The organism is Methylobacterium sp. GC_Met_3, from assembly GCF_026540775.1.
Taxonomy (GTDB): domain Bacteria; phylum Pseudomonadota; class Alphaproteobacteria; order Rhizobiales; family Beijerinckiaceae; genus Methylobacterium.
This window is the reverse complement of record NZ_JALNUL010000008.1, coordinates 172,908-196,631: the sequence shown is the minus strand read 5'-3', so window position 1 is coordinate 196,631 and position 23,724 is coordinate 172,908. Positions and strand designations below refer to the sequence as shown.

At 69.0% G+C, this 23,724-nt stretch carries 16 protein-coding genes and 2 pseudogenes; 11 read left to right on the top strand and 7 right to left on the bottom strand.

The annotated features are described in order from the left end of the window. Positions 1–107 precede the first annotated feature (107 nt). From OXS27_RS13565 to OXS27_RS13555, 3 genes are all read right to left on the bottom strand, one after another. The gene (locus tag OXS27_RS13565) at positions 108–287 is read right to left on the bottom strand and encodes a hypothetical protein (protein WP_243927600.1); all 180 of its coding nucleotides are present in this window, start codon (positions 285–287) and stop codon (positions 108–110) included. Between the two features lie 108 nt (positions 288–395). Further along, on the bottom strand, positions 396–1,757 hold the full coding sequence (locus OXS27_RS13560; protein WP_267356609.1) for an MFS transporter: 1,362 nt from the start codon (positions 1,755–1,757) through the stop codon (positions 396–398). Between the two features lie 405 nt (positions 1,758–2,162). Next, on the bottom strand, positions 2,163–2,495 hold the full coding sequence (locus tag OXS27_RS13555) for a hypothetical protein (RefSeq protein WP_243927596.1): 333 nt from the start codon (positions 2,493–2,495) through the stop codon (positions 2,163–2,165). A 221-nt stretch (positions 2,496–2,716) separates the two neighbouring features. Here OXS27_RS13555 and OXS27_RS13550 point away from each other — a divergent pair. From OXS27_RS13550 to OXS27_RS13540, 3 genes and pseudogenes are all read left to right on the top strand, one after another. Further along, positions 2,717–2,956, top strand: a pseudogene (locus tag OXS27_RS13550) (type I secretion system permease/ATPase); the annotation flags it as partial. Then, on the top strand, positions 2,956–3,636 hold the full coding sequence (locus OXS27_RS13545) for a biotin/lipoyl-binding protein (protein WP_267356606.1): 681 nt from the start codon (positions 2,956–2,958) through the stop codon (positions 3,634–3,636). The pseudogene OXS27_RS13550 and the gene OXS27_RS13545, both read left to right, overlap by 1 nt. A gap of 459 nt (positions 3,637–4,095) precedes the next feature. Further along, positions 4,096–4,758, top strand: a pseudogene (locus tag OXS27_RS13540) (sugar transferase). 2,038 nt (positions 4,759–6,796) lie between these two features. Here the strand turns inward: OXS27_RS13540 and OXS27_RS13535 are convergent. The 4 genes from OXS27_RS13535 to OXS27_RS13520 form a co-directional block, all read right to left on the bottom strand. Then, positions 6,797–6,973 carry a hypothetical protein gene (locus OXS27_RS13535; RefSeq protein ID WP_243927590.1) on the bottom strand — a complete coding sequence of 59 codons (177 nt, stop codon included), beginning with the start codon at positions 6,971–6,973 and terminating at the stop codon, positions 6,797–6,799. 136 nt (positions 6,974–7,109) lie between these two features. Then, positions 7,110–7,367, bottom strand: a complete 258-nt coding sequence (locus OXS27_RS13530) for a hypothetical protein (RefSeq protein WP_243927588.1) — start codon at positions 7,365–7,367, stop codon at positions 7,110–7,112. Between the two features lie 842 nt (positions 7,368–8,209). Then, complete coding sequence (locus tag OXS27_RS13525) at positions 8,210–8,362, bottom strand: hypothetical protein (RefSeq protein WP_267356603.1); 153 nt, start codon at positions 8,360–8,362, stop codon at positions 8,210–8,212. 190 nt (positions 8,363–8,552) lie between these two features. After that, positions 8,553–9,992: a PLP-dependent aminotransferase family protein gene (locus tag OXS27_RS13520; protein ID WP_267356601.1), complete on the bottom strand. Its 1,440-nt coding sequence runs from the start codon at positions 9,990–9,992 to the stop codon at positions 8,553–8,555. Positions 9,993–10,341: 349 nt separating this feature from the next. On the opposite strand from OXS27_RS13520, the gene OXS27_RS13515 reads away from it, so the two are divergent. From OXS27_RS13515 to OXS27_RS13480, 8 genes are all read left to right on the top strand, one after another. Then, a complete protein-coding gene (locus OXS27_RS13515) occupies positions 10,342–10,824 on the top strand; it encodes an MSMEG_0572/Sll0783 family nitrogen starvation response protein (RefSeq protein WP_056167628.1) in 483 nt (160 codons plus the stop codon). Between the two features lie 77 nt (positions 10,825–10,901). Continuing rightward, the gene (locus tag OXS27_RS13510) at positions 10,902–11,990 is read left to right on the top strand and encodes a Nit6803 family nitrilase (RefSeq protein WP_243927583.1); all 1,089 of its coding nucleotides are present in this window, start codon (positions 10,902–10,904) and stop codon (positions 11,988–11,990) included. Beyond that, the gene (locus OXS27_RS13505; protein WP_267356630.1) at positions 11,944–13,044 is read left to right on the top strand and encodes an MSMEG_0568 family radical SAM protein; all 1,101 of its coding nucleotides are present in this window, start codon (positions 11,944–11,946) and stop codon (positions 13,042–13,044) included. The genes OXS27_RS13510 and OXS27_RS13505 overlap by 47 nt, the downstream gene beginning before the upstream one ends. Continuing rightward, a complete protein-coding gene (locus OXS27_RS13500; protein ID WP_267356628.1) occupies positions 13,041–13,586 on the top strand; it encodes an MSMEG_0567/Sll0786 family nitrogen starvation N-acetyltransferase in 546 nt (181 codons plus the stop codon). Before OXS27_RS13505 ends, OXS27_RS13500 begins: the two co-directional genes overlap by 4 nt. Beyond that, positions 13,583–14,578, top strand: a complete 996-nt coding sequence (locus OXS27_RS13495) for a sll0787 family AIR synthase-like protein (protein WP_267356594.1) — start codon at positions 13,583–13,585, stop codon at positions 14,576–14,578. Before OXS27_RS13500 ends, OXS27_RS13495 begins: the two co-directional genes overlap by 4 nt. Beyond that, complete coding sequence (locus OXS27_RS13490) at positions 14,575–15,744, top strand: MSMEG_0565 family glycosyltransferase (RefSeq protein ID WP_267356592.1); 1,170 nt, start codon at positions 14,575–14,577, stop codon at positions 15,742–15,744. Before OXS27_RS13495 ends, OXS27_RS13490 begins: the two co-directional genes overlap by 4 nt. 38 nt (positions 15,745–15,782) lie before the next feature. Then, complete coding sequence (locus OXS27_RS13485; RefSeq protein WP_267356590.1) at positions 15,783–17,051, top strand: MSMEG_0569 family flavin-dependent oxidoreductase; 1,269 nt, start codon at positions 15,783–15,785, stop codon at positions 17,049–17,051. Positions 17,052–17,409: 358 nt separating this feature from the next. Further along, positions 17,410–23,634, top strand: coding sequence for an autotransporter outer membrane beta-barrel domain-containing protein (locus tag OXS27_RS13480; RefSeq protein WP_267356588.1), 6,225 nt, complete (start codon positions 17,410–17,412; stop codon positions 23,632–23,634). Positions 23,635–23,724: the final 90 nt, after the last annotated feature.

The window sequence follows — 23,724 nt, the reverse complement described above, 5'->3', positions numbered from 1 at the left end:
AAGACCGATCCCAGGCGCGGCTCAGGCCGCGCCCCGGACCTGACGTTCGGCGAGGCCGCTTCCGCAAGGGAGCGGCCTCGCTGCCGTTTCGGCGGCGGCCTCTCCCGTCATGGCCCGCCGGCGAGCGCGCCCGCGACGACCATGATCAGCGCCTCGATATCGATCCGACCTTCGATCCGCGCGTAGCCCGACTCCGACAGGTCGATCGTCGGCGCGGGGTCTTCCGCCTCCGACTGGCGCTTCAGTTCCGCCAGAATGGCGTCGCGCACGGTGGTGTTCAGGTCCATCGAGCTGGCTCCCCGTCGGCCGCGCAGCCGAGAGCACAATCCTTCGATGGTTCCGGCAGCGACACGAGGCTAACCGCCCATTCGTCGCGCCGGTTCGCAGGCGACCGCTCAGGCCACCGAGGGCCGGCGGGCGCCCGAGTCCGGTTGCGAGGCGCGCCCCGGCACCAGCGACAGTCCGGCCGACACCAGGGCGAAGACCACTAGGGGCAGGAGACTCAGGGTGAAGCTGCCGGTCCCGTCCTTGATCGCACCGATCAGGTAGGGCCCGAGGAAACCGCCAAGATTCCCGACCGCATTGATCGCCGCGATGCTCGCCGCCGCCGTGGCGGGGAGCATCTGCTCGGTGGCGAGCGCCCAGAACGGACCCTTGAGCATATAGACGCCAACCGCCGCCACGGTCAGCGCCGCGACCACAGGGCCGAGGCCCGTCAGCACGGTGCCGCCCGCGAGCCCGAGCGCCAGGACCAGGAAGGAGAGTGCGAGGTGCCAGCGCCGCTCGGCCATCCGGTCGCTGTGCCGCCCCCAGAGGATCATGGCGACCGACGCGAAACCGTACGGGATGCTGTTCAGCAGGCCGGTCTCGAAATTGCCCAGGCCGAAGCTCTTGACGATCTGCGGGGTCCAGAACGAGAGCCCGTAGCTGCTCGCCGTCGAGCCGAAATAGATTGCCGCGAACAGGGCGAGGCGCCGGTCGCGCAGGATCTCCCACAGGGGCGGCTTGGCTGCCTGCCCACGCTTCGTGTTGCGTGCCGCCTCGGCCTGGAGCTGCCGCTCCAGCCAATCGCGCTCGGCCGCCGGCAGCCAGGCCGCGTCCCGCGGGCCGTCCGGCAGCAGCCACAGGACCGCGCCGGCAATCAGCACCGCCGGCAGCCCTTCGAGGATGAACAGCCACTGCCAGCCGGCGAGCCCCAAGCCGGTCACGTTAAGGAGCGCCCCCGAGATCGGCGAGCCGAGGAACGACGAGATCGGGATCGAGATCATGAACACCCCGATGATCCGCGCCCGGTAGGCCGAGGGGAACCAGTAGGTGAGGTAGAGGATCACGCCCGGGAAGAAGCCGGCCTCGGCCAGGCCCAGCAGGAAGCGCAGTCCGACGAACGACCACGGCCCCTGCACGAGCGCCATGGCGGCGGAGATCAGCCCCCAGGTCGCCATGATCCGGGCGATCCACAGCCGTGCCCCGAAGCGCTCCAGCATCAGGTTGCTGGGGATCTCCATCAGGAAGTAGCCGATGAAGAAGATCCCGGCCCCCCAGCCGAACACCGTCGCCGAGAGGCCGACATCGTGGTTCATCTGGATCGCCGCGAAGCCGACATTCACGCGGTCGAGGAAGGAGATGAAGTAGGCGAGGATCAGGAACGGCACGAGCCGCCAGCTGATCCGGCGGATCGCCGAGCGTTCGAGGGCGGTCTCGTCCGGGGAGCCGGGTGTGGGGTCGGTGGTCGCAGAGCCAGTTATGGGGCCGGTCATGGGGCCTGTCCTCGTCGCGCGTCGCGGGGTCCGCGCGGATTCGAGGCAGGCCGAACAAAGCCGCGACGGCGGCGTGACGGACTTCTCGGGCTTCCTCGCGAGCCGGTCATCTCTGGCGGTGACCTGTGCCGATCCTGCTTAACCCGATCCCGGCGCGGCTGGGAAGCGGGCGCGATACCGTAACGGATCGGATTTGTTGATGGTCTGAAGGTATTCGTAAGCCAGAAGACCTTCGAAGATCGCGCAGCCAGGCCCTTTCCCGCCGTCAGCGCACACAGCGTTTCGCGGCAGGCCCTGCTCAGCCAGGCCCTCGCTCACACGGGCCATCACGCCCTTCGCCGGATCCGCAGGGCAAGGCCTGAAGACCGGTCGTGTTGCCGGCCTCGACAGGCAGCGTCGGTGTTCTCAATCCTGATCCGGATGCGGATCGGATCTCCGGACCGTGATCTTTCCCGCATGCTCGCTGTTCGGAACCGCAGCCCAGCCATAACGGGCGGCTGCGTTCGCCTGCTCGGGCGTGACGGCGAGTTCACCATGGACAAGCCGATCACCCAGCACATCGAGCCAGAGATCACCGGACTGATCGGCGACGTCACCCGGCGTCACGATCGGAGCCTGAACCATCGGCGCATCGAATCCCGGCGCTGTCGGAAAGCCCAGAGTTCCGAAATCGGGCGCTTCGATAATCTTCCGCGTCATCGTTTGTCCTCGCCTTTCGAGGGACGAAGTGCCCCACATCCGACACGCCACCCCCTGCGCACCCCCAGCGGGCTGCACCCGGTCATACCGCGGTTTTGGTATGAGCCTGAACCGAAGGTTGATCCTTCATCGGCCCAAGGCCCATCGTATCGATAAGTCACGTTGGGGAATCTCGCGCGTTTCGAGGGTCGTCGTCGAGGGATCGGGGAACGCGAACCCGACCGGGCCGCAGCGTGTTCCTCAACATACGGTCGGCCTGAAATGCCAAGCTCGATGCCGATGGCGAGGCCGCGCTGACGCGGGCGATCCAGGGGGTGCGAAGCCGCAGCGGGATCTGCATCGTCGTCGCCCACCGATCGAGCGCGCTGGCCGCCGTCGATTCCGTGCTCGTGATGGCGGACGGACGCCTGCAGGCGTTCGGCCCGAAGGATGATGTCCTCAAGCGTGTTCTGCGGCCCGTCGGGGCAGAGCGTGCCGATCAACAGAGGGTGAGCGCGTGATGTCGGCAGGATCCCCCATCCTCACCGGATCCGGCCTGGATCTGACCGCCCGGACGCGGCCGCGACGCCATCCGCGCGCCTCCATCCGCCGCCAGCTCGTCTTCGCCGGCGTCCTCTCCGTGGCGCTGGTGCCGGGTCTGGCCGGCTGGACCACCATGACCTCGTTCGCGGGCGCGATCATCGCCCCCGGCCAGCTCGTGGTCGAGTCCGAGATCAAGAAGGTTCAGCATCCCACCGGCGGCGGCGTCGGCGAATTGCTGGTCAAGGATGGCGATCACGTCAGGGCCGGCGACGTCCTGATCCGCCTCGACAAGACGCAGGTCCAGGCCAATCTCGACATCACGCTCAAGGCGTTGAACGAACTGGCGGCGCGCTGCGCCCGCGAGGAGGCCCAGCGGGACGGTTCCGCGGCGATCCTGTTTCCGCCTGATATGGCGATGTGGAACAGATCGAGCCCAAAGATCACGGCCCTTCTGGACGGCGATAGGCGGCTGTTCTCGGCCCGACTGGCCAGCCGGGACGGTCAACGCGCGCAGATGGGTCGTCCGTCCGCGCGGGTCCGGGTCGCCCTTCAAGCGTTGAAGGGTCAGCTCACTGCCCGCCCCATCGCCCGGCGGCAAACCGGCGCCGCGAACGCAAAAATCGCTGCCCGTTCCAGCGACTTGGTACTTAATCACTAAGCAGTTTTCTGTTTCGATCCGAATATGAGCGCGTTAGCCCGCGCAGAACGGCGACAGAACCCTCTTTGTCTCGTCACATATTTAACGCCGGATCAAAAGCCAGTCGCCATCGATAAAAAAACTTGCAAGTCAATGTACAACGTATCTGGACGCGATCACACCCGCCTAAAAAAGGATTCAATAACTGAAGAAATTACCTGAGATACAGGCGACGCGCCCCTCTCAGGGAAAAAACGATAGCAAGTCATCTTTAAAAAAATAGCATAACAATTGGCGCTATAATATTGCTACATGCGATCCGCTGCCACCCACAATTAGGATCATTCCTTGTATCTGGCTTAACGCCGAGTTAAACGGCGGAGCTGTGGCGGCGCCCGGACTGGGACTCAGTTGGCGTCGCCGCCTTCAGGTACCCGGCGGCCGCGCCCACCCAGCCGGATCTGAATAGGGGCTCATCGCATGAAGGCCGCAGAACGCAGCTTGGCTGCTGACGAACCGCTGACGCCCGTGACGTCCGGCGGCCAACAGCCAAGCGCAACTCTGCGAACCGGGCTGGACGTCACTGTCGCGGCCCTGGCGTTGGTCCTGCTGGCGCCGCTTCTGGCGCTTGTCGCGCTGCTGGTGCGTCTGGACAGCCCAGGTCCGGCGCTGTTCCGTCAGACGCGGACGGGCCTGAACGGGCGCTCGTTCCTGATCTACAAGTTCCGGACCATGCACGTGCAGGAGGACGGGGCGGTCGTCTCACAAGTGCGCCGGGGCGATGCCCGCCTGACCCGGCTCGGCGGGCTCCTGCGCAGCTCGAGCCTGGACGAGCTGCCGCAGCTGATCAACGTGCTGCGCGGCGAGATGGCGCTGGTCGGCCCGCGTCCCCACGCGCTGGCCCATGACCGCCATTACGGCGCGCTGCTGAGCGCCTATTCCGGCCGCTTCGCGGTGCGGCCCGGCATCACCGGCTGGGCTCAGGTCAACGGCTAGCGCGGCGGCACCCCGCAACTGGCCGACATGCAGCGCCGGGTCGAATTCGATCTGTGGTACATTGAGAACCAGAGTTTCGCTTTGGATCTCAAGATCCTGGCCGCCACGGCGCTTCACGTGTTCCCGGGTCGCTCCGACGCTTACTGATCCGATGCGCTGTGCGACGGCAAGGCTTGCGGGGCCGCCGTCAGCCCGGACAGAGCCGGATCCGACGAGTCATGCCGGGGAGCTTGAACGGTGTCCGATCCATCGTCCTCAATGATCGGGGCGCTTAACGCCTCATTTAGGAAGTAACCGACGCATGCCAGCGTCATGATGGCCCAGCCAAGCATGCGCCCCCAATGGATCGGTTTGCCGTGGTGGTCCTGATGCCTCGAAGCGGCATGCATGGACAGATACCAAGTCGCACACCAAGCTGAAGCTATCATTAATTGCGGTCTCCTGACTGCGCGATTCCCTCTCCAAGCTAGATCGCGCGGCCGCGGTCTTTGAAACACCGTCGGTCGGATCTGCGTGTCTGCTGCACTGTGCCGGCCTGCCCACCCCGGATGCGAACGATGCCGCACGCCTGGACGGTCGCGATCGGTCCGGCTTGGAGCCGACATCCGCGACTTGGCTCGCACCGGTCGTTGCAGTTCAAAACCCCAGGCTCAGACACGGCGCGGGTTGGCGCGGGCGTTGAGCCGCGTGGCGGTTATTCATCCCAGATGAATTTCCGTTTGTGCGATCACGAGGCGGCTCCGTTGCTTGGACGACGACCGACTCCGCTGATACGCGAGGAAAAGCCCGATCGAAATCGCCAGGCCCCCCGCCGCCAAGGGGCCGCTCAGAATGGCGTAAGGGCCAAACCAGGGCCAGGTCCCAATAACGGCAAGTAAGCCCCCGATCACGGCTGGCATGAGTACAGCGATCATCTGCGTGTTCCCGTAACGACAGTTATGGATTTCAACGATCCTCACTGCACGATCGTCGCGACAGCATGTGCGTCAAGCTACCTCGATCGGCCCTGCTCTTTCATCACGAATATTAAACGATATAAGCTACCGTCTCAAATACTGGATAATATTACATCAAATCATAATATGAATAATCGGATCTGAACTTTCTTGGTCACTTGTCGAGGATCGAACGATCTGCAGGGTGCCGCCTTGAACCATCGATGTCCGCAGCCGGCCCGGAACGGCATGCGAGAGCGCTTTGCGCCGAAGTGAACTCCGGTTCAGCGCAAGACAGTACGTCCCTACAAAGGCTTAGAGCCGGGCACGCTTGCATGCGTTGCAGAGCACGGCCGTCGCAGACCTGGCGCCGAAACGCGATGGCGCGTTCAGGCCATGTGCCCGATCCGCAGGTTAAGCAACGCGGTCGAACAACCAGATTTCATCAACATTTGTACTGATTTTAGTTGGCAATCTCAAGAAAGACCCATTCCTTTCCCCAGCTCTCGATTCGCCTTGATCGACGACGTCTGAACTTTGCACGGCTTGCCTGAGACCACAAGGATGTGCTTTTACGCAGACGCCTGATTAACCAGCTTTCCAACGTCATGAAGTCTCGAAAATCTGCACATCCTGTCAAGCCAATGCACTCATTCAAACAACAAATCGAATGTCTGTGACAGCTACGGAGACGTTTTGATCGCAGATCTTTAATAAAATTCGCTAATTCCATGGTCAGTCGATAGTCAAAGGATGATTGGCGTTCACCGAAGTGAGACGTGAGAATCACGTCGCGTTACATCGATGGGCACTGTGGCCTCAGCCGCGCGGTGCTTCGATCGGAACGACGCTCGCGGGCAGGACTTAACCACGTTCCCGCGTTGCGGCTCCCGAGACCGGGGCGTCTGAAGGCAAGGCCCCATTCTGCTCGGCCTCGCGCGTTCCATAGGACATCAGACCGAAAGGCGCGCACGCACCAGAGCGCCGTCAGGGACGGATAGCCTCGATCGATATCGAGGCTTGCGATCGGGGGGCCGCTGAAACCCCGCATGACCATCAGGGACTGATCGCGAGACGCAAACTTGGAAGACACGCCACGCCCGTCGCCGTTGGCCTCGAGACCGTGATCGCAGCCCTGCGCATCGTCAGCCTTGCCGGGCTGACTTGCCAAGTGACGCGCTAGGACTGACTTGCCGAGTTGACTTGCGAAAACGCCGGGTGACTAATTTGCAGCAACATGGACGGACGCGTCACTTTATCCAGTTCAACACCGTCGACCCGATCCACCATGCGGCATAGCCCCAAGCGCCGATCACGGCCAGCGTGGCGGCGGCCAACACACCGATCGACAGCCACTCTGTCGGGCTTCGATAGCGCGACCTGCTGGTCTTCTCTGGGGTGCTCAACGGCTTCTCGTCACTGCCCATCTCTGTAGAGTCGAAACGAAATCTGGCTTCAGGGCAGGACTTGCTTCAATCTAAACCGAAATATTTGTGATTGATAAGGGAAACTCAAAACGTCAACAGCGGAATCTACTTAGGTAAATCCGGCAAACCCGAGGGTTCAGCGCCAAGAGCGGATCTCTTGGATTGTGAGCAGACTGAAGCGTGACCAGACACGCAGCCGCTCATGAACACGGACAGGCGCAAGGGCTGGCCAAATCTTGTTCAGCGCCAAGTACGCCGTCGCGGCAGCAATCAGGACAGCTGCGATCACGCACAGACAGGCAACGATCAATGCGTCGCGCAGATGGATCACGCCGGATTTTGCTTTTCGCCCTCTTCCCTTAATTTGGAGAGTGACGTGAGCTGTTTCCGCCATCGAACCTTCCGGTTTTAACCGCGCGTGAACTACGCATATCCGGGATCCTATGTCGATGCGGCGGCCCCGGGAGCGCCACGTGAACGAGCGGTTGTGATGAGCCGCGCGTGCCGTCCGTTCCGACTTGAGGGCGACGCGGTGGAGACCCGGCAGAGCGCACGGCCGATCCCGGACCATCCCTTGCAGAGATCGCATGGTCCAAGAACGAAGGGACGCGATGGCTGTTCAGAGCAGAACACTTTTGGCTCGGACCAAGACCCGGTGTCCCCGACGGGGACGCCCGACCGGTCTCCGTCGCGAGCCTCGGCACGGCGCTGGCCAATCCCTCCCAGATGCGACCGGCCGCCGATGTGACCCGGATGGCCGGCGGCGCGACGTTACGCGCGCGATTGTCTCCCGCCGCTGCCTTTGCACGCACGGAAGCCCTCGCCCGGCGCGCGCTCGGCTCGATCTGCGCGGGGTGTGGGTCCGTTCCCAGCCGGAGGGCCGGCCCTGTGCACGCCTCCTCCGCGTCCGCCCGGTTCGGGACGCCGACCAGCAACCCGGCGATGGCCGCCCGCGACCGAAACGTGATGGCGCGGTAAGGCACCCTCCGCGCGAGCCGAGACCGGTCTGGCCGAGAGCACGTCAAAACAAAGCCTCAGAGCTGTGGTCGATGACGATGCGACCCGGCACGGGTCCAGCCATAGGGCGGTGGGAAGCCGGTGCGCGAGTTCAGCAACGTGCGTCTGCCCCATGCGTATGCCCCGCTCCGCGGGTCGGGCCGATGGCCGGACGCTTGCGACAGCGATCCGGCCCACACCACCGTGCCTGGCATGATTCGAACACGGGGTCATCAATGATCAGAGGCGCTCGGCCGCTTTGACGACCGCCCCCATGGTCACGTCCAGGACCACCCCGGCCAAGACCGGTCCCGAGACCGCCTCCAGGAAGGCCGCGCCCAGGACGACCACGTCCGGGGCGATGTCGAAGGCCCACGGTTCCAGCTTCCGCAAAGCGGAGGCCGGCAACGCCCTGGCGATGCGCTGGACCTGCGTCGGGTGTACGGCCCAGAAGCACCCCCGCCCGGACCTGGACGATCGGCCCGGCCGACCCAACGTCCCCGACGAGCCAGTGATCCTGGACCCCGCACAGGCGCCGGTGATTGAATAGACGGGATCGGCCGCGACGCGCGGCACCCGGGGATCAGATGTAGCTCGAAGCCAGCGCCGGTGAGCCTTCCAGCGCGTGGGCGAGCATCTCCAGGCCGTTCGTGATCTGCTGCCGGGTCGAGGGGCCACCGAGGCAGAGGCGGACCGCCTTCGGGGGCGTGCCCGTCACGCAGAACGGATCGCTGCCGACGACGCCGAGGCCGGCGGACCGCCCCTGGCTGGCGATGGCCGAGCGGGTCCAGCCCGCCGGCAGGGTGATCCACGCATGGAAGGCGTGCGGATCGGCCGTGTAGGTCTCGGGCGGAAGCAGCGCCGCCGCGAGGCGCTGGCGGGCGGCCGATTCCGAGCGCACGAACTGCACGATCGCCTCCGCGGTCCCATCGTTGATCCAGCGCGTCGTCAGAGCCGTCGCGATCGGCGAGGCCATGACGGTGGCGGCCCGCAGGGCGCCGCCGAGCGGCAGGGCGGCCCAGGCGCTCGGGGCGACGAGGTAGGCGAGGCGCAGGCCCGCACCCAGGCATTTGGCGAGGCCGGCCACGTAGTAGGTGATCTCGGGGGCGAGTTCCGCGAAGCTCGGCGGCGGCGTCGGGCAGATGCGCGCGTAGGCGTCGTCCTCGATGATGGTCACGGCGTACCGGCGCGCCACCGCGATGATTGCCTCGCGCCGCGGCCGCGACAGGGTCGCGGTGGTCGGGTTCTGCAGCAGCGGATTGAGATAGAGCGCCTTCGGGGCGGCCTTGGTGCAGGCGGCCGCGAAGGCGTCGGGGTCGATCCCGTGCCGGTCCATCGGCAGGCCGACGAGGCGCAGGCCCCGGTGCGCCGCCAGCGTCCGGATGCCCGGATAGGTGATGCGCTCGGCGCAGATCGTGTCCCCCGCCTGGGCGACCTGCCCCAGCACGCCGAACAGCGCGCTGTGCCCGCCCGGGCAGATCAGCAGGCGCTCCCGGTTCGCCGCGATCCCGCGGCCCCTCAGCCAGCGCAGGGCGGCTTCCTTGTCGTCGTCGGTCCCGCCAAAGCCCTGGTAGCGCAGCAGGTTGGTGAGATCGCCGGACAGCTCTGCGAACGACGACCGCATGCGGGCCTGCAGGGCCGGCTGGTCGGGCTCGGGCGGCAAGTTCATGGTGAAGTCGACCGGCCCGACCCGGGGCGCCCGGGCGGGTCCGCTCGGCCGGGCCGCGCCCGCCGGATCGACCACGAAGGTCCCCTGGCCGACGCGCCCCTCGATCAGGCCGCGCCTGTGCGCCTCCACATAGCCGCGGGACACGGTGGTGAAGTTCAGGCCGATCGCCTCCGCCAGGGCGCGCTGCGTCGGCAGGCGCAGGCCCGGGCCGAGGCGTCCCGTCCGGATGTCGTCCGCCAGGGCCTCCGCGATGGCCAGATAATGGGGCTTGCCCCAGCGCTTGAGGTCGGGCGTCCAGGCATCCGCCGCGCCGGTCCGGCTGTCCGGCCACCCCGCCTGCTCCGTCGGCTTCATCGGTTCCGCGTCCAGACCATCAAGATGCGATCAATGCTTGATTGTATGGCCTGCAAGCACCGTACCGTGCGGGCGCTCCCGCAAATCATAGACTGGATCCATACAATTCATACAATCTCTGATGCAGCGGCAAGCAGTCCATGGGTATTCCTGACGCATAATATGCTGTTTCAGTGAGCGATCCTCCGGCGATCATCGTCGCTGTATTGATCGGATATTTGTATGTATTCCTGACTGGCGCATTGCATGGAATGTTGATCGCGCTGAGCTGGCACGTCGCTTGCCATTATGGGTTGCGATCGCCCGCAGCCCCCACTGCCGCGGTCCAACCCATCGAGGAGCGTGTGCGATGCCTGCCGTGAACCGCGAACCCCACAAGAAGGGCGACTTTCTGGTCGATTACGAGGAGAAGGTCTTCGAGGATGTGAAGGCCGAGCCGGGCCAGAAGGCGCTCGTCACCTTCCACACCGTCGCGTTCGAGGGCTCGATCGGCCTCGTCAACCTGCTCCAGGCCACGCGCCTGCAGCGGAAAGGCTTCGAGACCTCGATCCTGCTCTACGGGCCGGGCATCACGCTCGGCGTCCAGCGCGGCTTCCCGCGGCTCGGCGACGAGGCCTTCCCGGGCCACCTCAACTTCAACAACCAGCTCGAGAAGTTCATGGCCGAGGGCGGCAAGGTTTATGCCTGCCGGTTTTCGACCCAGGCCCTGTACGGCCACGGCGAGGCCGCCTTCATCGAGGGCATCCGCATGATCAACCCGCTCGACGTGCTCGACTGCATGCTCCTGCACAAGCGCGACAACGCGGTGATCATCGACACCTGGACCGTCTGAGTCGCCTGGACCGTCTGACGCCCGTACCCGGCGGCCGCGCAAGCCGCGCAGCCGCTGGTCCAGCCGGAGGATCATCCATGTCAGAGAGCCCGCCAGAGACCCGGATCGTACGCGCGGCTGCCGTCCAGATCGCGCCGGACCTCGACCGGCCGGAGGGCACTCTGGAGCGCGTGCTCAACGCCGTCGACGAGGCCGCCGCCAAGGGCGCGCGCTTCATGGTCTTCCCCGAGACCTTCGTGCCCTACTACCCCTACTTCTCCTTCGTCCTGCCGCCGGCGCTGCAGGGCGCGGAGCACCTGAAGCTCTACGAGCGCGCGGTGGCGGTACCAGGGCCGGTGACCCAGGCCGTCTCGGCGGCCGCACGCCGACACGGCGTGGTGATCGTGCTCGGTGTCAACGAGCGCGACCACGGTTCGCTCTACAACGCGCAGCTGATCTTCGATGCCGACGGGGCGCTGAAGCTGAAGCGCCGCAAGATCACCCCGACCTACCACGAGCGCATGATCTGGGGTCAGGGCGATGGCGCCGGCCTCACCGTCGTCGAGACCGCCGTCGGTCGGGTCGGGGCACTGGCTTGCTGGGAGCACTACAACCCGCTCGCCCGCTACGCCCTGATGGCGCGCCACGAAGAGATCCACGCCGCGCAATTCCCGGGCTCGCTGGTCGGCCAGATCTTCGCCGACCAGATGGAGGTCACGATCCGCCACCATGCCCTGGAGGCGGCCTGCTTCGTGGTCAACGCCACTGGCTGGCTCACCGACGCACAGGTCGCGCAGGTCTGCCCGGACGAGCGCCTGCGCGGCGCCTGCCGGGGCGGCAACTGCACCGCCATCGTGTCGCCCGAGGGCAAGCACCTCGCCGATCCGCTCGGACCCGGCGAGGGCATCCTGATCGCCGACATGGACCTCGCGCTGGTGACCAAGCGCAAGCGGATGATGGACTCGGTCGGCCACTACGCCCGGCCCGAACTCCTCAGCCTCCTCCACGACGACCGCCCGGCCGCGTTCGTCCACCCGCCGGCCCGTTCGCAGCCCGCCTCCCGGAGCCTCGACCATGAGCAGCAGCCCGCTTCCGACGCGTCTGTCCCCCACGGCGCCGGTCACGACGGGCCTGATCGGGATGCCGACGGAGCGCCTGATCAACGCGTTGCAATCCTACGGCGTTAGGCTGGCCGACAGCCGCGCCGGGGCGCCGAGCCGCCGCGGCGGTGCCGGCCCGTCCGACCACAAGGCCATGACGATCGCGGGCCGCACCGTGATGGTGCCGGTCCACACCGAGACCGCCTTCGACTCGCCCTTCCTGGTGCGTCGGCCGGATGCGGACGGGATCGCGGTGATCGAGCACGACGGCGTTGTGATCGGCCGTGCCACCTTCCCGGGCAAACCGCGCTTCTACGGGCTCTCGACCTTCGACGGCGTGCCCTACTCCAAGATTGCCGTGCTGCACGGGCGCGACGTGCTCGCCACCACGGTGCTGCAGACCTGCATCCGGTACGCGAGCCGCACCAAGACCTGCCAGTTCTGCGCGATCGGCCAGTCGCTGGCCGCCGGGCGCACCGTGGCGCGCAAGACGCCCGAGCAGCTCGCCGAGGTCGCCCGGGCCGCGGTGCTGCTCGACGGCGTCAAGCACATGGTGATGACCACCGGCACGCCGAACGCCACTGACCGCGGCGCCGCGATCCTGTGCGAGAGCGCCTTCGCGGTGAAGGCCGCCGTCGATCTGCCGATCCAGGCCCAGTGCGAGCCCCCCGACGATGACCGGTGGTTCGAGCGGTTGAAGGCCTCGGGCGTCGACGCGCTCGGCATGCATCTCGAGGCCGTCACCTCCGAGGTCCGCGCCCGCATCATGCCCGGCAAGGCCAGCGTGCCGCTGGAGCGCTACTTCGACGCCTTCGCGGCTGCCGTCCCGGTCTTCGGACGGGGCCAGGTCTCGACCTACATCCTCGCCGGCCTCGGCGACACGCCGGAGGCGATCCTGGCGATGGCCGAGCGCCTGATCGGGATGGGCGTCTACCCGTTCGTGGTGCCGTTCGTGCCGATCTCCGGCACGCCACTGGAGAGCCATCCGGCCCCGGGCCCGGATGTCATGCACGCGATCCTTCAGCCCCTCGCCGCCCTGCTGGCCAAAGCGGACCTGCGCTCCACCGACATCAAGGCCGGCTGCGGGCGCTGCGGCGCCTGCTCGGCGCTCTCCGCCTACGAGCGGACGGGAGCGGCCTGATGTTCGACCCCGTTCCGCCCTACCGGCCCAATAGTTTTCACGTGAAATTAGCGATTGGGTGCTGGGAGCGCCGTGCCTGTGCGGCCCTGCGCCGTCAAGTCTTCTGCGCCGAGCAGGGCCTGTTCTCCGGCGACGACCAGGACGCGGTCGATGCCCACGCCATCCCGATCTGCGCCCTCTCGACGCTCGGCGGCGAGGCCGATGCCGTGGTCGGCACCGTGCGCATCCATGCTGTGCCGGAGCGGCCCGGCGAGTGGTGGGGCTCGCGCCTCGCGGTCGCCAAACCGTTCCGGAGCGCAGCCGCGCTCGGCACCGGGCTCATCCGGGTCGCGGTCTCGGCGGCCCATGCCAGGGGCTGCACCCGCTTCCTCGCGCATGTGCAGGAGGCGAATGCCGCACTGTTCGAGAGCCTGCACTGGACGAGCCTCGACGCACTGAACCTCCACGGGCGCCCGCATCGCCTGATGGAAGCCGACCTCGCGGCCTACCCGCCGATGCACGATCCCGAACACGGCCTCATCACGCTGCGCCGGGCCGCGTGAGCGCCGCCGCCGACATTCAGGCGCTCGCCCGCCAGATCCGCGAGGCCCGCGGGGTCGGCCACAAGCGCGACATCGACGCCGTCGTGGCGCGGCTCGGTCTCGGGGGCCGGCACGCCGCAATCCCGGTCGGCGACGATTGCGCGGCGATCCCCGATGGCGACGGGCACCTGCTGCTGGCCATCAAGGGCTTCCTCGACGGCTTCGTGGCCGAGGATCCGTATTTCGCGGGCTATTGCGGGATCATGGTCAACCTGAGCGACGTCGCCGCCATGGGCGGGCGCCCGCTCGCGGTGGTCGACGCCCTGTGGAGCCGGGATGCCGGGGCGGCGGACCCGATCCTGGCCGGCCTGTCGGACGCCGCCGCGCTCTACGGCGTACCGGTGGTAGGCGGCCACACCAACACGCGCGCAGCCACCGGCAATTTGGCGGTCGCCGTGCTGGGGCGAGCGGGTCCGCGCCTCTTGACGAGCTTCGACGCCGCGCCGGGCGACGACCTCATAGCGGCCATCGATCTGCGCGGGCGTTTCCGCGAGCCGCACCCCTACTGGGACGCCTCGACCGGCGCACGGGGGGACCGGCTGCGCGGCGACCTCGCCCTGCTACCGGGCCTTGCCGAGGATGGCCTGGCCCGCGCCGCCAAGGACATCAGCATGGCGGGCATCGTCGGCACGGCGCTAATGCTGCTCGAATGCTCGGGCGTCGGCGGCGTCATCGACCTCGATGCGATCCCGCGCCCCGCCGAAATCCCGCTGGCACGCTGGCTGACGGCCTTCCCGAGCTTCGGCTACCTCGTAAGCGTGCGCCCCGACCGGACGCCGGCCGTCATCGCGCGCTTCGCAGAGCGCGGCATCGCCGCTGCCCCGATCGGGCATCTCGACGCGAGCCGGATCGCCCGGGTGCGGGATTCCGCGGGGGCCGAGGCCGTGGTCTGGGATTTCGCGGCCGGCCCGCTGATAGGCTGCGGCCGGCACGACGCGGGGGCCGCCCCGTGAAAGCCCTGCGCATCGCCATCCTGACCCATTCCACCAACCCGCGGGGCGGCGTCGCACATTGTCTGGCGCTGGCGGAGGCCCTGTGCGCGCTGGGCCACGAGGCCGTGGTCCACGCCCCCGACCCATCCGGACGCAGCTTTTTCCGGGCGGCGGCCTGCCCCACCGTGGCGGTGACGGCCCGACCGGTCGCTGGCTCGACGGTCGATCTCGTGCGCGCCCGCATCGACGACTACCTGCGCCACTTCGAAGACGCGGCGGCCCGCGATTTCGAAGTGTTCCACGCTCATGACGGGATCGGCGGCAACGCGCTCGCGACCCTGACGCAGCGGCGCCTGATCCCGGGCTTCGTGCGCACCGTCCACCACGTCGATCACTTCGCCGACCCGGTGCTGGCCGACTGGCAGACGCGATCGATCCGCGAGGCCCGGCGTCTGCTCTGCGTCAGCCGCCTCTGGGCGGACTGGATCCGGAACGAGATCGGCGCGGACGCCGAGATCGTCGGCAACGGGGTCGATCTGTCGATCTATGGTGACGCGCCGACCGGGGCGGACGCCGCCCTGCGCGAGCGCTGGGGACTCGGCCCGGGGCCCGTCGTCCTGAGCGTCGGCGGCTTCGAGGCGCGCAAGAACACGCTGGGCATCATCGCGGGTTTCGCCCGGCTGCGTGCCCGCTTTCCGAGCGCGCAGCTCGTCATCGCCGGCGGCGCCTCGCTCCTCGACCACGCGGCCTACCGCGCCCGCTGCCAAGCCGCCCTGGATTCCGAGGGGCTCACGGTCGGCCGGGGCGCGGCTCTCATCGAGACGGGCCCCGTCCCGCAGGCCGAGATGCCGGCGCTCTACCGGGCCGCAGACCTCCTGGCCTTCCCGTCGTGGACCGAGGGGTTCGGCCTGTGCGTGCTGGAGGCCATGGCGTGCGGCACCCCCGCGATCGTCTCCGACCGGCCGCCGTTCACCGCCTATCTGGCGCCGGCCGACGCCCTGTTCGTCGATCCCGCCGACCCCGACGCCATCGCCGACGCCATGGCGGCGGCGCTCGAACCGCAGATCCGGGCCCGGCTGCGGGCGGCCGGCCGCGGGCGCGCCGCCGCCCTGTCCTGGCGCGCCTGCGCCGAGCGCCACGACGCGACCTACCGGGCCTGCGCCCGGCGGGCACCGATCCCCGCCTGAACAGCCCGTCCTCCCGAACCCACGCAGGAGTTGGCGCCATGACCGTCCCGATCCCTCACAGTCCCGTCGCCATCGTGGGCGGCGGTCAGGCCGGCCTCTCGGTCAGCCACCACCTCGCGCAGCGCGGCATCGACCACCTCGTGTTCGAGAAGCACACAGCCGCCCACACCTGGGCGACGCAGCGCTGGGACACGTTCTGCCTCGTGACGCCGAACTGGCAATGCGACCTGCCGGGCCATCGCTACGACGGGCCGGACCCGGACGGGTTCATGAAGAAGGACGAGATCGTCGCCTATCTCCAGGCCTTCGTGGCGAAGGTGAAGCCGCCGATCCGCGAGGGCGTCGCGGTCACGCGCGTGGTGCGGCGCGACGACGGCCTGTTCGCGGTGCAGACCTCGGACGGCGACTACACGGCCGACGAGATCGTCGTCGCTTCGGGCGGCTATCACACCCCGATCATTCCGCGCATGGCGGAGAAGCTGCCGGGCGCGATCGCACAGATCCACTCCAACCAGTATCGCAATCCGGCCCAGCTGCCGGACGGCGCCGTGCTGGTCGTCGGCTCCGGGCAATCGGGCGCGCAGATCGCGGAGGACCTGCACCTCGCCGGGCGCCGGGTGCATCTGGCGGTGGGCGAGGCGCCCCGCTGCGCCCGCTTCTACCGCGGCCGCGACGTCGTCACATGGCTCGCCGACATGGGCTATTACGACATGACCGTCGAGAACCACCCGCTGCGCGACGGCGTCCGCGATAACACCAACCACTACGTGACCGGGCGCGACGGGGGCCGCGACATCGACCTGCGCCGCTTCGCGACCGAGGGCATGCAGCTCTACGGCGTGCTGGAGGATTACGCCGACGGAGCCTTCCGCTTCCGCGACAACCTCAAGCGCGCGCTTGATCAGGCCGACCGGACCTACAACAGCATCAACGCGGCCATCGACACCCACATCGCCAAGGCCGGCATCGCGGCGCCGGCGCAGGCGCCCTACACCCCCGTCTGGGAGCCGGGCGCGCCCGTCACCGCGCTCCCCCTCGAAGGCTCCGGCATCACCAGCATCCTCTGGTGCATCGGCTTCACGCCGGATTTCCGGTGGCTCGACGCCTCCGTGTTCAACGGCGCGGGCCATCCCAAGCACCGGCGCGGCGTGACCGCCGAGGCCGGCATCTCCTTCATCGGCCTGCCCTGGCTGAACACCTGGGGCTCGGGCCGCTTCGGTGCGGTCGGCCGCGATGCCGAACACCTCGCGCAGGTCATCGAGGCGCGCCTCGGAACCGGGGATGCGGCCATGAGGGTCGCGGTCTGAGGTCGATCGTCGCGCGCGGAGATCTTGTTTTCAGCGGATCACGATGTGCGCGGCTCGAACGAACTTGGGAGTACACGGCAAGATCTAATATATATAAATATGGTCTTTCGAATATAAATACTTGAAATATTCCAGCTTCAGCTGTCGATCTGACTTTCCAGGCAGGAATAAATTTACTAGACGCTGCGCATTGCTGCGCAGCGCCGAACTCGGATCGGTGCGACGCGGCTGAAACCGCTGCAGATCCTTGTGGTTCCGCCATGCCCTTGCCGTTCCGTACGGGCCCTGGCGGGTAAGAGGCGTATGGCCGATGTCGTGCTCGCGGGTTGTACGGTCCCTCGGGATCCTCGACGGGCGGATGCGGCCCTCCGCATGGCTTCTGGCCACGGTCAGCCTGATCGCCATGCAGGGCCTCGCCGGGCCCGCGCGCGCCGCCGAGCGACCCCAGCCCCAGGTGGTCACCGGCGCGAATGGCCAGGACGGGAAAGTCTACATCCTCCAGCGGAACACCCCGGCGACGCCCGGCGGGGACGGCGGCGACCTGAGCCTGATCGATGTCGATACCGCGGCCGCCGGGCGTGACCCCGCGGCGACGATCCAGATCGGATCGCAGGGCGGGCGCGGCGGACGGGGCGACGATTACGGCACGGGTTCGGTCTTCGGCGCCAAGGGCGGTCGGGGCGGCGCCGTGTCGGTAGTGCTGTCGGAGGATGTGACCGGGCAGGGCGACCAGACCGACCCGACCGGGCAGGCGGCGTTCAGGCCGGCTCCCCGGTTCTGGGTCTATTCCATGGGCGGAAAGGGCGGTGACGCCCTGACGAATTTCGGCGGCGGCGGCGATGCCGGCCCGGTCGCCCTCACCCTGTCGTCCACGGTCTCGACCGTGGCGCAGGCCTTCCTGGCCGTGCGGGTCAGCGCAACCGGGGGTGACGCCGGTTCGGGGGGCACGGCGGCCGACCAGACCGCGTTCAGGACCGGCGGAGCCGGCGGGGCGGCCTCGCTCACGGTGACGCCCTCCGGCCGGGCCAGCACCGACGGCGTCGGCGCCACCGCGGTGATCGTCGAATCTATCGGCGGTGCGGGCGGCGACCGCGGGCGGATGGGCACCGCCTACAGCAAACCCCAGGTGACCCAGGGGGGTGTGGGCGCGCTCGCGAATCTCGACATGGCCGGGACGATCCGGACGGCCGGCGACTACGCCTTCGGCGCCTTGGTCCAGAGCGTCGGTGGCCGGGGCGGCGACCAGGGCGATGCCGGCGGACGCGACGGCGCCCGGGGCGGGGACGGCGGCACCGTCACGGTGACTCAACGCGGCACGGTCGTCACGCAGGGCGATTACGCCCTGGGCGTCGTGGCGCAATCGGTCGGCGGCCCCGGCGGCAAGGGCGGCGGCGGCGTCTTCGGCGGCGGCACCGGCGGCGATGCCGCCACGGGCGGATCGGTGACGCTGACCAACAGCGGCTCCGTGACGACCGCGGGCACGGGGGCGATCGGTCTGGTCGCCCAGAGCATCGGCGGCGGCAGCGCCGACGCGGCCCTGCCCCTCTCGCCGCTCGCCGTGCCATCCACGACGAATGGCGGCGGTGCCGGGGGCGAGACGCTGTGGTTCTCCCGCGGCGGCACCGGCGGAACGGGGGGCTTCGGCGGCACCGCCGAGATCATCAACGCCGGCGGCCGGATCGCGACGAGCGGTGAGGCCGCCTACGGGGCCCTGGTCCAGAGCATCGGCGGCAGCGGCGGCAGCGGCGGGCGTGCCTTCACGGCCAACGCGTTCATCGCGGTCGGCCTCGGCGGCGGCGGCGGTGGCGGCGGCGATGGCGCGCTTGCCAAGTTCACCGGCCTCGGCGGTACGATCGAGACCGCCGGCGACGGTGCGACGGGTGTCCTGGTCCAGAGCATCGGCGGCGGCGGCGGCGCCGGTGGGGACGCCAAGAGCAAGGCCGTGGGCTTCGCGCTCTCGGTCTCCTGGGCGGTCGGCGGGAGCGGCGGCCGGGGCGGACAGGGCGGCACCGCCGCCATCGAGAGCACGACCACCGTCACGACCCTCGGCCTCGGCGCCGACGGCCTTGCGGCGCTCAGCATCGGCGGCGGCGGCGGCGTGGGCGGTCTTGCCGACGCGAAGGCGATTGCGGCGCCCCTCGTGACGCCGACCGGCAACACGTTGCCGAGCCTCGCGTTCTCCACCGCGATCGGCGGGTCCGGCGGGGATGGCGGCGCGGGCGGCACGGCGCGCGTCCTCAACGGCGGCGCGGTCACCACCTACGGCGATGGGGCGACCGGCCTGCGCGCCCTCAGCGTCGGCGGCGGCGGCGGCATCGGCGGCGACGCGGCGGCCTACGCGCTGGCCGTCGCACCGCCGGGGCAGATGGCCGTGGCGGCCACCACGACCCTCGGCGGCACGGGCGGCGGCGGCGGCAATGGCGGCAGCGCCACCGTCACCAATCGCGGCACCGTGCGGACCTCCGGCGACAGTGCGTCCGGCATCGAAGCCATGAGCATCGGCGGCGGCGGCGGCTCGGGCGGCGGCGCGACCGCGACGGCCAACACCCTAAGCCTGCGCCAGAACATCGCCGTCACCCGGGGCGTCGGCGGCACGGGCGGCGGCGGCGGCACGGGCGGCGAAGTCACCGTCACGCAGGCGGGCAGCATCACGACCGGGGGCGACGCCGCGATCGGCGTCCTTGCCCTGAGCGTCGGCGGGGGCGGCGGCAATGCCGGCCCGGCCTCCGCGATCGCGACCTCCGGGGTCTCCTTCGACGAGACCCTGAACGAGGTCGTCGGCAAGCTTCCGATCGCCGATACCCTGACGGTGACCGACACCGTGGGCGGCGCGGGCGGCACCGGCAATAGTGGCGGCCTCGTCGGGGTGACGAACGCCGGCGCGATCCTGACCGGCGGCTCGAACGCCAGCGGCATCCAGGCCCAGAGCATCGGCGGCGGCGGCGGCAATGGCGGCGCTGTGTCGAGCACCGCCACGGGCACGCTCAAGATCACCCGAAAGCTCGGCGGGACCGGCGGGACCGGCAGCACGGGCGGGTCCGTGACCGTCATCAACGACGCGGCCGGCACGATCACGACCGCGGGCGCCGGCGCGCACGGCATCCTGGCCCAGAGCATCGGCGGGGGCGGCGGTACCGGCGGCAGCCTCGCGGCCGGGACCGGGGTCACGCCCGATGCCGTGGGCGAGATCTGGCAGCAGATCAAGCAGGCGATCGGCGTCGAGGCCTACCAGACATGGGCCGCCGACAAGGCCAACAAGGACGACAGGAAGGCCCTCGACCAGTTCCTCAAGGACATCAAGTCCAGCGACACCTACAAGGGTCTTGCCGACACGCTGAAGAACTCGGATTTCGCCAAGGCGCTGAAATCCTACTCCAGCAGCATCGCGACCTATCTGGACAAGCAGAAGAAGACCGCGACGAAGCTGCCCGATATCCAGGCGAGTCTGGCCCTTGGGGGCACCGGGGCGAGCGGCGGTACCGGCGGCGACGTCAACGTCAAGAACGAGGGGACGATCACCACCTTCGGCGCCTCCGCGCACGGGATCCTGGCGCAGAGCATCAGCGGCGGCGGCGGCCAGGGCGGCGTGTCCTTCGCCGAGGCCACCAACCAGACCACCTTCACGGCGACCGTCGGCGGCGCGGGCGGCGCGGGCAATACCGGCGGTTTCGTCGGGATCATCAACAGCGGCACGGTCGCCACGCAGGGAGACGCCGCCTACGGCCTCACCGCGCAGAGCATCGGCGGCGGCGGCGGCACCGGCGTCGGGGGGAGCGTCAACAGCAAGGCCGGCAAGGGGCTGACCCTCAACCTGAATGTCGGTGGCAACGGCGGGACCGGCGCCAATGGCGGCGTGGTCACGGTCGAGAATCGCGGCACCGTCACGACGGTCGGGATCGAGGCGCATGCCCTGGTCGCCCAGAGCATCGGCGGCGGCGGCGGCAGCTTCGCTGCCCCGGCCGGCGACGATGCGGCGGCCGAGTCCGGGACTGCGGACGGGAAGACGGACGGCTCCGGGAGCGACGCGAAGGCGCTGGCGAACGCGCTGCTGGCGGCGCTCGACATCGTGCCGATCGCGCCGCCGGAGGATCCCGCCTCCGTCTCGGAGAAGTCCGGCAGCCTGACGCTCGGCGGCTCCGGCGCCGTGGCGGGCAACGGCGGCACCGTGCGGGTCATCCAGGACGGCACGGTCGCCACGGGCGGCTTCGGCGCCGTCGGCATCCTGGCCCAGAGCATCGGCGGCGGTGGCGGTCTCGCCTCCGTGGCGGCGGGGCCGGGCGGCCACCGGTACACGTTCGGGCTGGGCGGCTCGGGGGGTGCCGCGGGTGACGGCGGCATGATCGACGTCAGGATGGGCGCGAACGCGAAAATCTCGACCAGCGGCGACGCCGCGCCGGCCCTGCTGCTGCAATCGATCGGCGGCGGTGGCGGCTACGGCGGCGCCCATCCGGCCATGGGCTACGCGATTCCCTACGCGTTGAAGGATGGTGGCCGTGGCAATGGCGGGGCGATCACGGTCATTCTGGAGAAGGGCTCCGTGATCCGCACCACCGGCACGGAATCCCACGGCCTCCTGGCGCAGAGCCTCGGCGGCGGCGGCGGTCTGCTCGTCGGTCTGTCGGGCGAGACGACGACGACGACGGATCCCGTGCGCAGACGCGCGGTGACCGGAACCGGCGGGATCATCACCATCGACGCGTTCGGCTCGATCATCGCTTCGGGCCTGGACGCCCACGCGATCTACGCCCAGTCGGGCGTCCAGCGGACCGACGGCAGCCTCGAGCCCGACACGAGCCGCGGCAACGACATCGTCATCCGGGTGGACGGCGTCGTAACCGGCGGCAGCGGCACCGGCTCGGCGTTGCGCGTGGAGGGCGGCCGCGACAACCGGATCACCATCGAACCGGGTGGCGTGGTCAGCGCGGCCTCGGGCCGCGCGATCACCGGTGCCTTCGCCACCGGCACGATCACCAACCGCGGCACCGTGACCGGCGATATCGACGTGACCGGCGGCGGGCAGTTCGGGCGCGTGGTGTTCGAGAACGGGTCCGGCACCGCGTCGGCGATCCTGCGCACCGGGCCCGAGGGCGTCGTCGCACTGGGCCGCGACGGGCTGCTGCGCAACGGCGCGATCCTCGATCTCGGCGGCGTCGGCACGGTGGCGCAGGCGACCGTCACCGGCAGCTTCGTGCAGACCGCAACCGGCCGCCTGCTGGTCGACATCGCGCCGCTGGCTCCGGCCGGCACGCCGCGCAACGACCTCCTGACCGTCTCCGGCACCGCGACGCTGGGCGGCGTGGTCGAGCCCCACATCGTCAGCGGCCTGCTGCCGGGCCGCTACACCTTCCTCAAGGCCGGTCAGGTCCGGGCCGTCACCGCCACCACGACCGACAGCGTCCTGCATTCCGGCGCGGTTCCGATCTCGTGGGCGCTGGCCTCGACCGCCGACGCCGTCGCGCTCACGCCGCAGGCGCATTTCACGACGCCCGTGGGCATCACGCTCACCACCGACCAGCGCAACGTCGCCCAGGGCCTGCAGGATGCCTGGGACGGCAACACCACCCGGCTCGGCAATCTCTACGCCCGCTTCCTGTCGGTCGACAGCCAGAAGGGCTACGCCGCCGCGCTGGACGAGCTGAAGCCCGAATCCAACCAGGACACGCTCACCGACCGGACGCTCGACACCCGCAAGGGCCTGCAGCGGGCCATGAGCTGCCCCGCCTTCGTGGGCACCGGCACGCTGCTGCGCGAGGGCGAATGCGTCTGGGGCCGCATCACCGGCACCAACACGCGCCAGTTCTCGACCCCCGACGACGGCGGCTATCACCAGAACGCCCTGAGCTACCAGACCGGCCTCCAGACCGAGTTCGCGCCGGACTGGTTCTTCGGCCTGACCGGCGCCTACACCCGGGCGATCCAGAGCGATCCCGACCGGATCACCGGCACGACGAGCGATGCCGGCGACGTCTCGGCCGCGCTCAAGCATCAGGTCGGCCCCTGGCTGTTCGCGGCCTCGGCCAACGTCGGCTACGCCTGGGCCGACAACAAGCGCCTGATCGACTTCGCGGGGGCCCGCGCCACGGCGCGCAGCCGGTCCGAGATCCTCAGCGCCGGTGGGCGCCTGCGGGCGAGCTATCAGGTCCTGTTCGGCGACTGGTACATCAAGCCCTACGCGGATCTCGACCTGCTCTACAGCTACAGCCCGGCCTATTCCGAGACGGGCGCGGGGGATTTCAACCTCGACGTCCGCCCCCTGGCCAAGACGCTGGTGGCGTTCAGCCCGAACGTGGAGATCGGCGGCCGGATCGATCTGGAGGGCGGGCGCTGGATCCGGCCCTACGGCACGCTGGGCCTGATGGTCCTGTCGGACGACCGCTTCACCGGACGGGCGAGCTTCCAGGGCACCGGCGCGCTCGGGCGGTTCGCGACGGAATCGTCGATCCCCGACCGCCTCGGCGAAGCCGGGCTGGGGCTTCAGATCAGTCTCGGCAACGGCGTGGAGGTGACGGGCGAGTATCAGGCACAGGTCGGCGACCACTTCGTCGCGCAATCCGGGACCGCGCGCCTGCAAATGCGCTTCTGACACTTGGGTGCGGCCCGGGACCGCATCCACGATGGTCTTGCCGCCGCGACGAAACCCCTGAAGACGCGCCGAGACCCGTTCGTATGCGAT

What these genes read in the sequence shown, in the direction of transcription:
- OXS27_RS13560 (WP_267356609.1), bottom strand. Translation starts at nt 1,757, where the DNA reads ATGACCGGCCCCATAACTGGCTCTGCGACCACCGACCCCACACCCGGC.
- OXS27_RS13485 (WP_267356590.1), top strand. Translation starts at nt 15,783, where the DNA reads ATGACCGTCCCGATCCCTCACAGTCCCGTCGCCATCGTGGGCGGCGGT.
- OXS27_RS13545 (WP_267356606.1), top strand. Translation starts at nt 2,956, where the DNA reads ATGTCGGCAGGATCCCCCATCCTCACCGGATCCGGCCTGGATCTGACC.
- OXS27_RS13555 (WP_243927596.1), bottom strand. Translation starts at nt 2,495, where the DNA reads ATGTGGGGCACTTCGTCCCTCGAAAGGCGAGGACAAACGATGACGCGG.
- OXS27_RS13515 (WP_056167628.1), top strand. Translation starts at nt 10,342, where the DNA reads ATGCCTGCCGTGAACCGCGAACCCCACAAGAAGGGCGACTTTCTGGTC.
- OXS27_RS13480 (WP_267356588.1), top strand. Translation starts at nt 17,410, where the DNA reads ATGCGGCCCTCCGCATGGCTTCTGGCCACGGTCAGCCTGATCGCCATG.
- OXS27_RS13510 (WP_243927583.1), top strand. Translation starts at nt 10,902, where the DNA reads ATGTCAGAGAGCCCGCCAGAGACCCGGATCGTACGCGCGGCTGCCGTC.
- OXS27_RS13565 (WP_243927600.1), bottom strand. Translation starts at nt 287, where the DNA reads ATGGACCTGAACACCACCGTGCGCGACGCCATTCTGGCGGAACTGAAG.
- OXS27_RS13530 (WP_243927588.1), bottom strand. Translation starts at nt 7,367, where the DNA reads ATGGCGGAAACAGCTCACGTCACTCTCCAAATTAAGGGAAGAGGGCGA.
- OXS27_RS13505 (WP_267356630.1), top strand. Translation starts at nt 11,944, where the DNA reads ATGCCGACGGAGCGCCTGATCAACGCGTTGCAATCCTACGGCGTTAGG.
- OXS27_RS13520 (WP_267356601.1), bottom strand. Translation starts at nt 9,992, where the DNA reads ATGAAGCCGACGGAGCAGGCGGGGTGGCCGGACAGCCGGACCGGCGCG.
- OXS27_RS13535 (WP_243927590.1), bottom strand. Translation starts at nt 6,973, where the DNA reads ATGGGCAGTGACGAGAAGCCGTTGAGCACCCCAGAGAAGACCAGCAGG.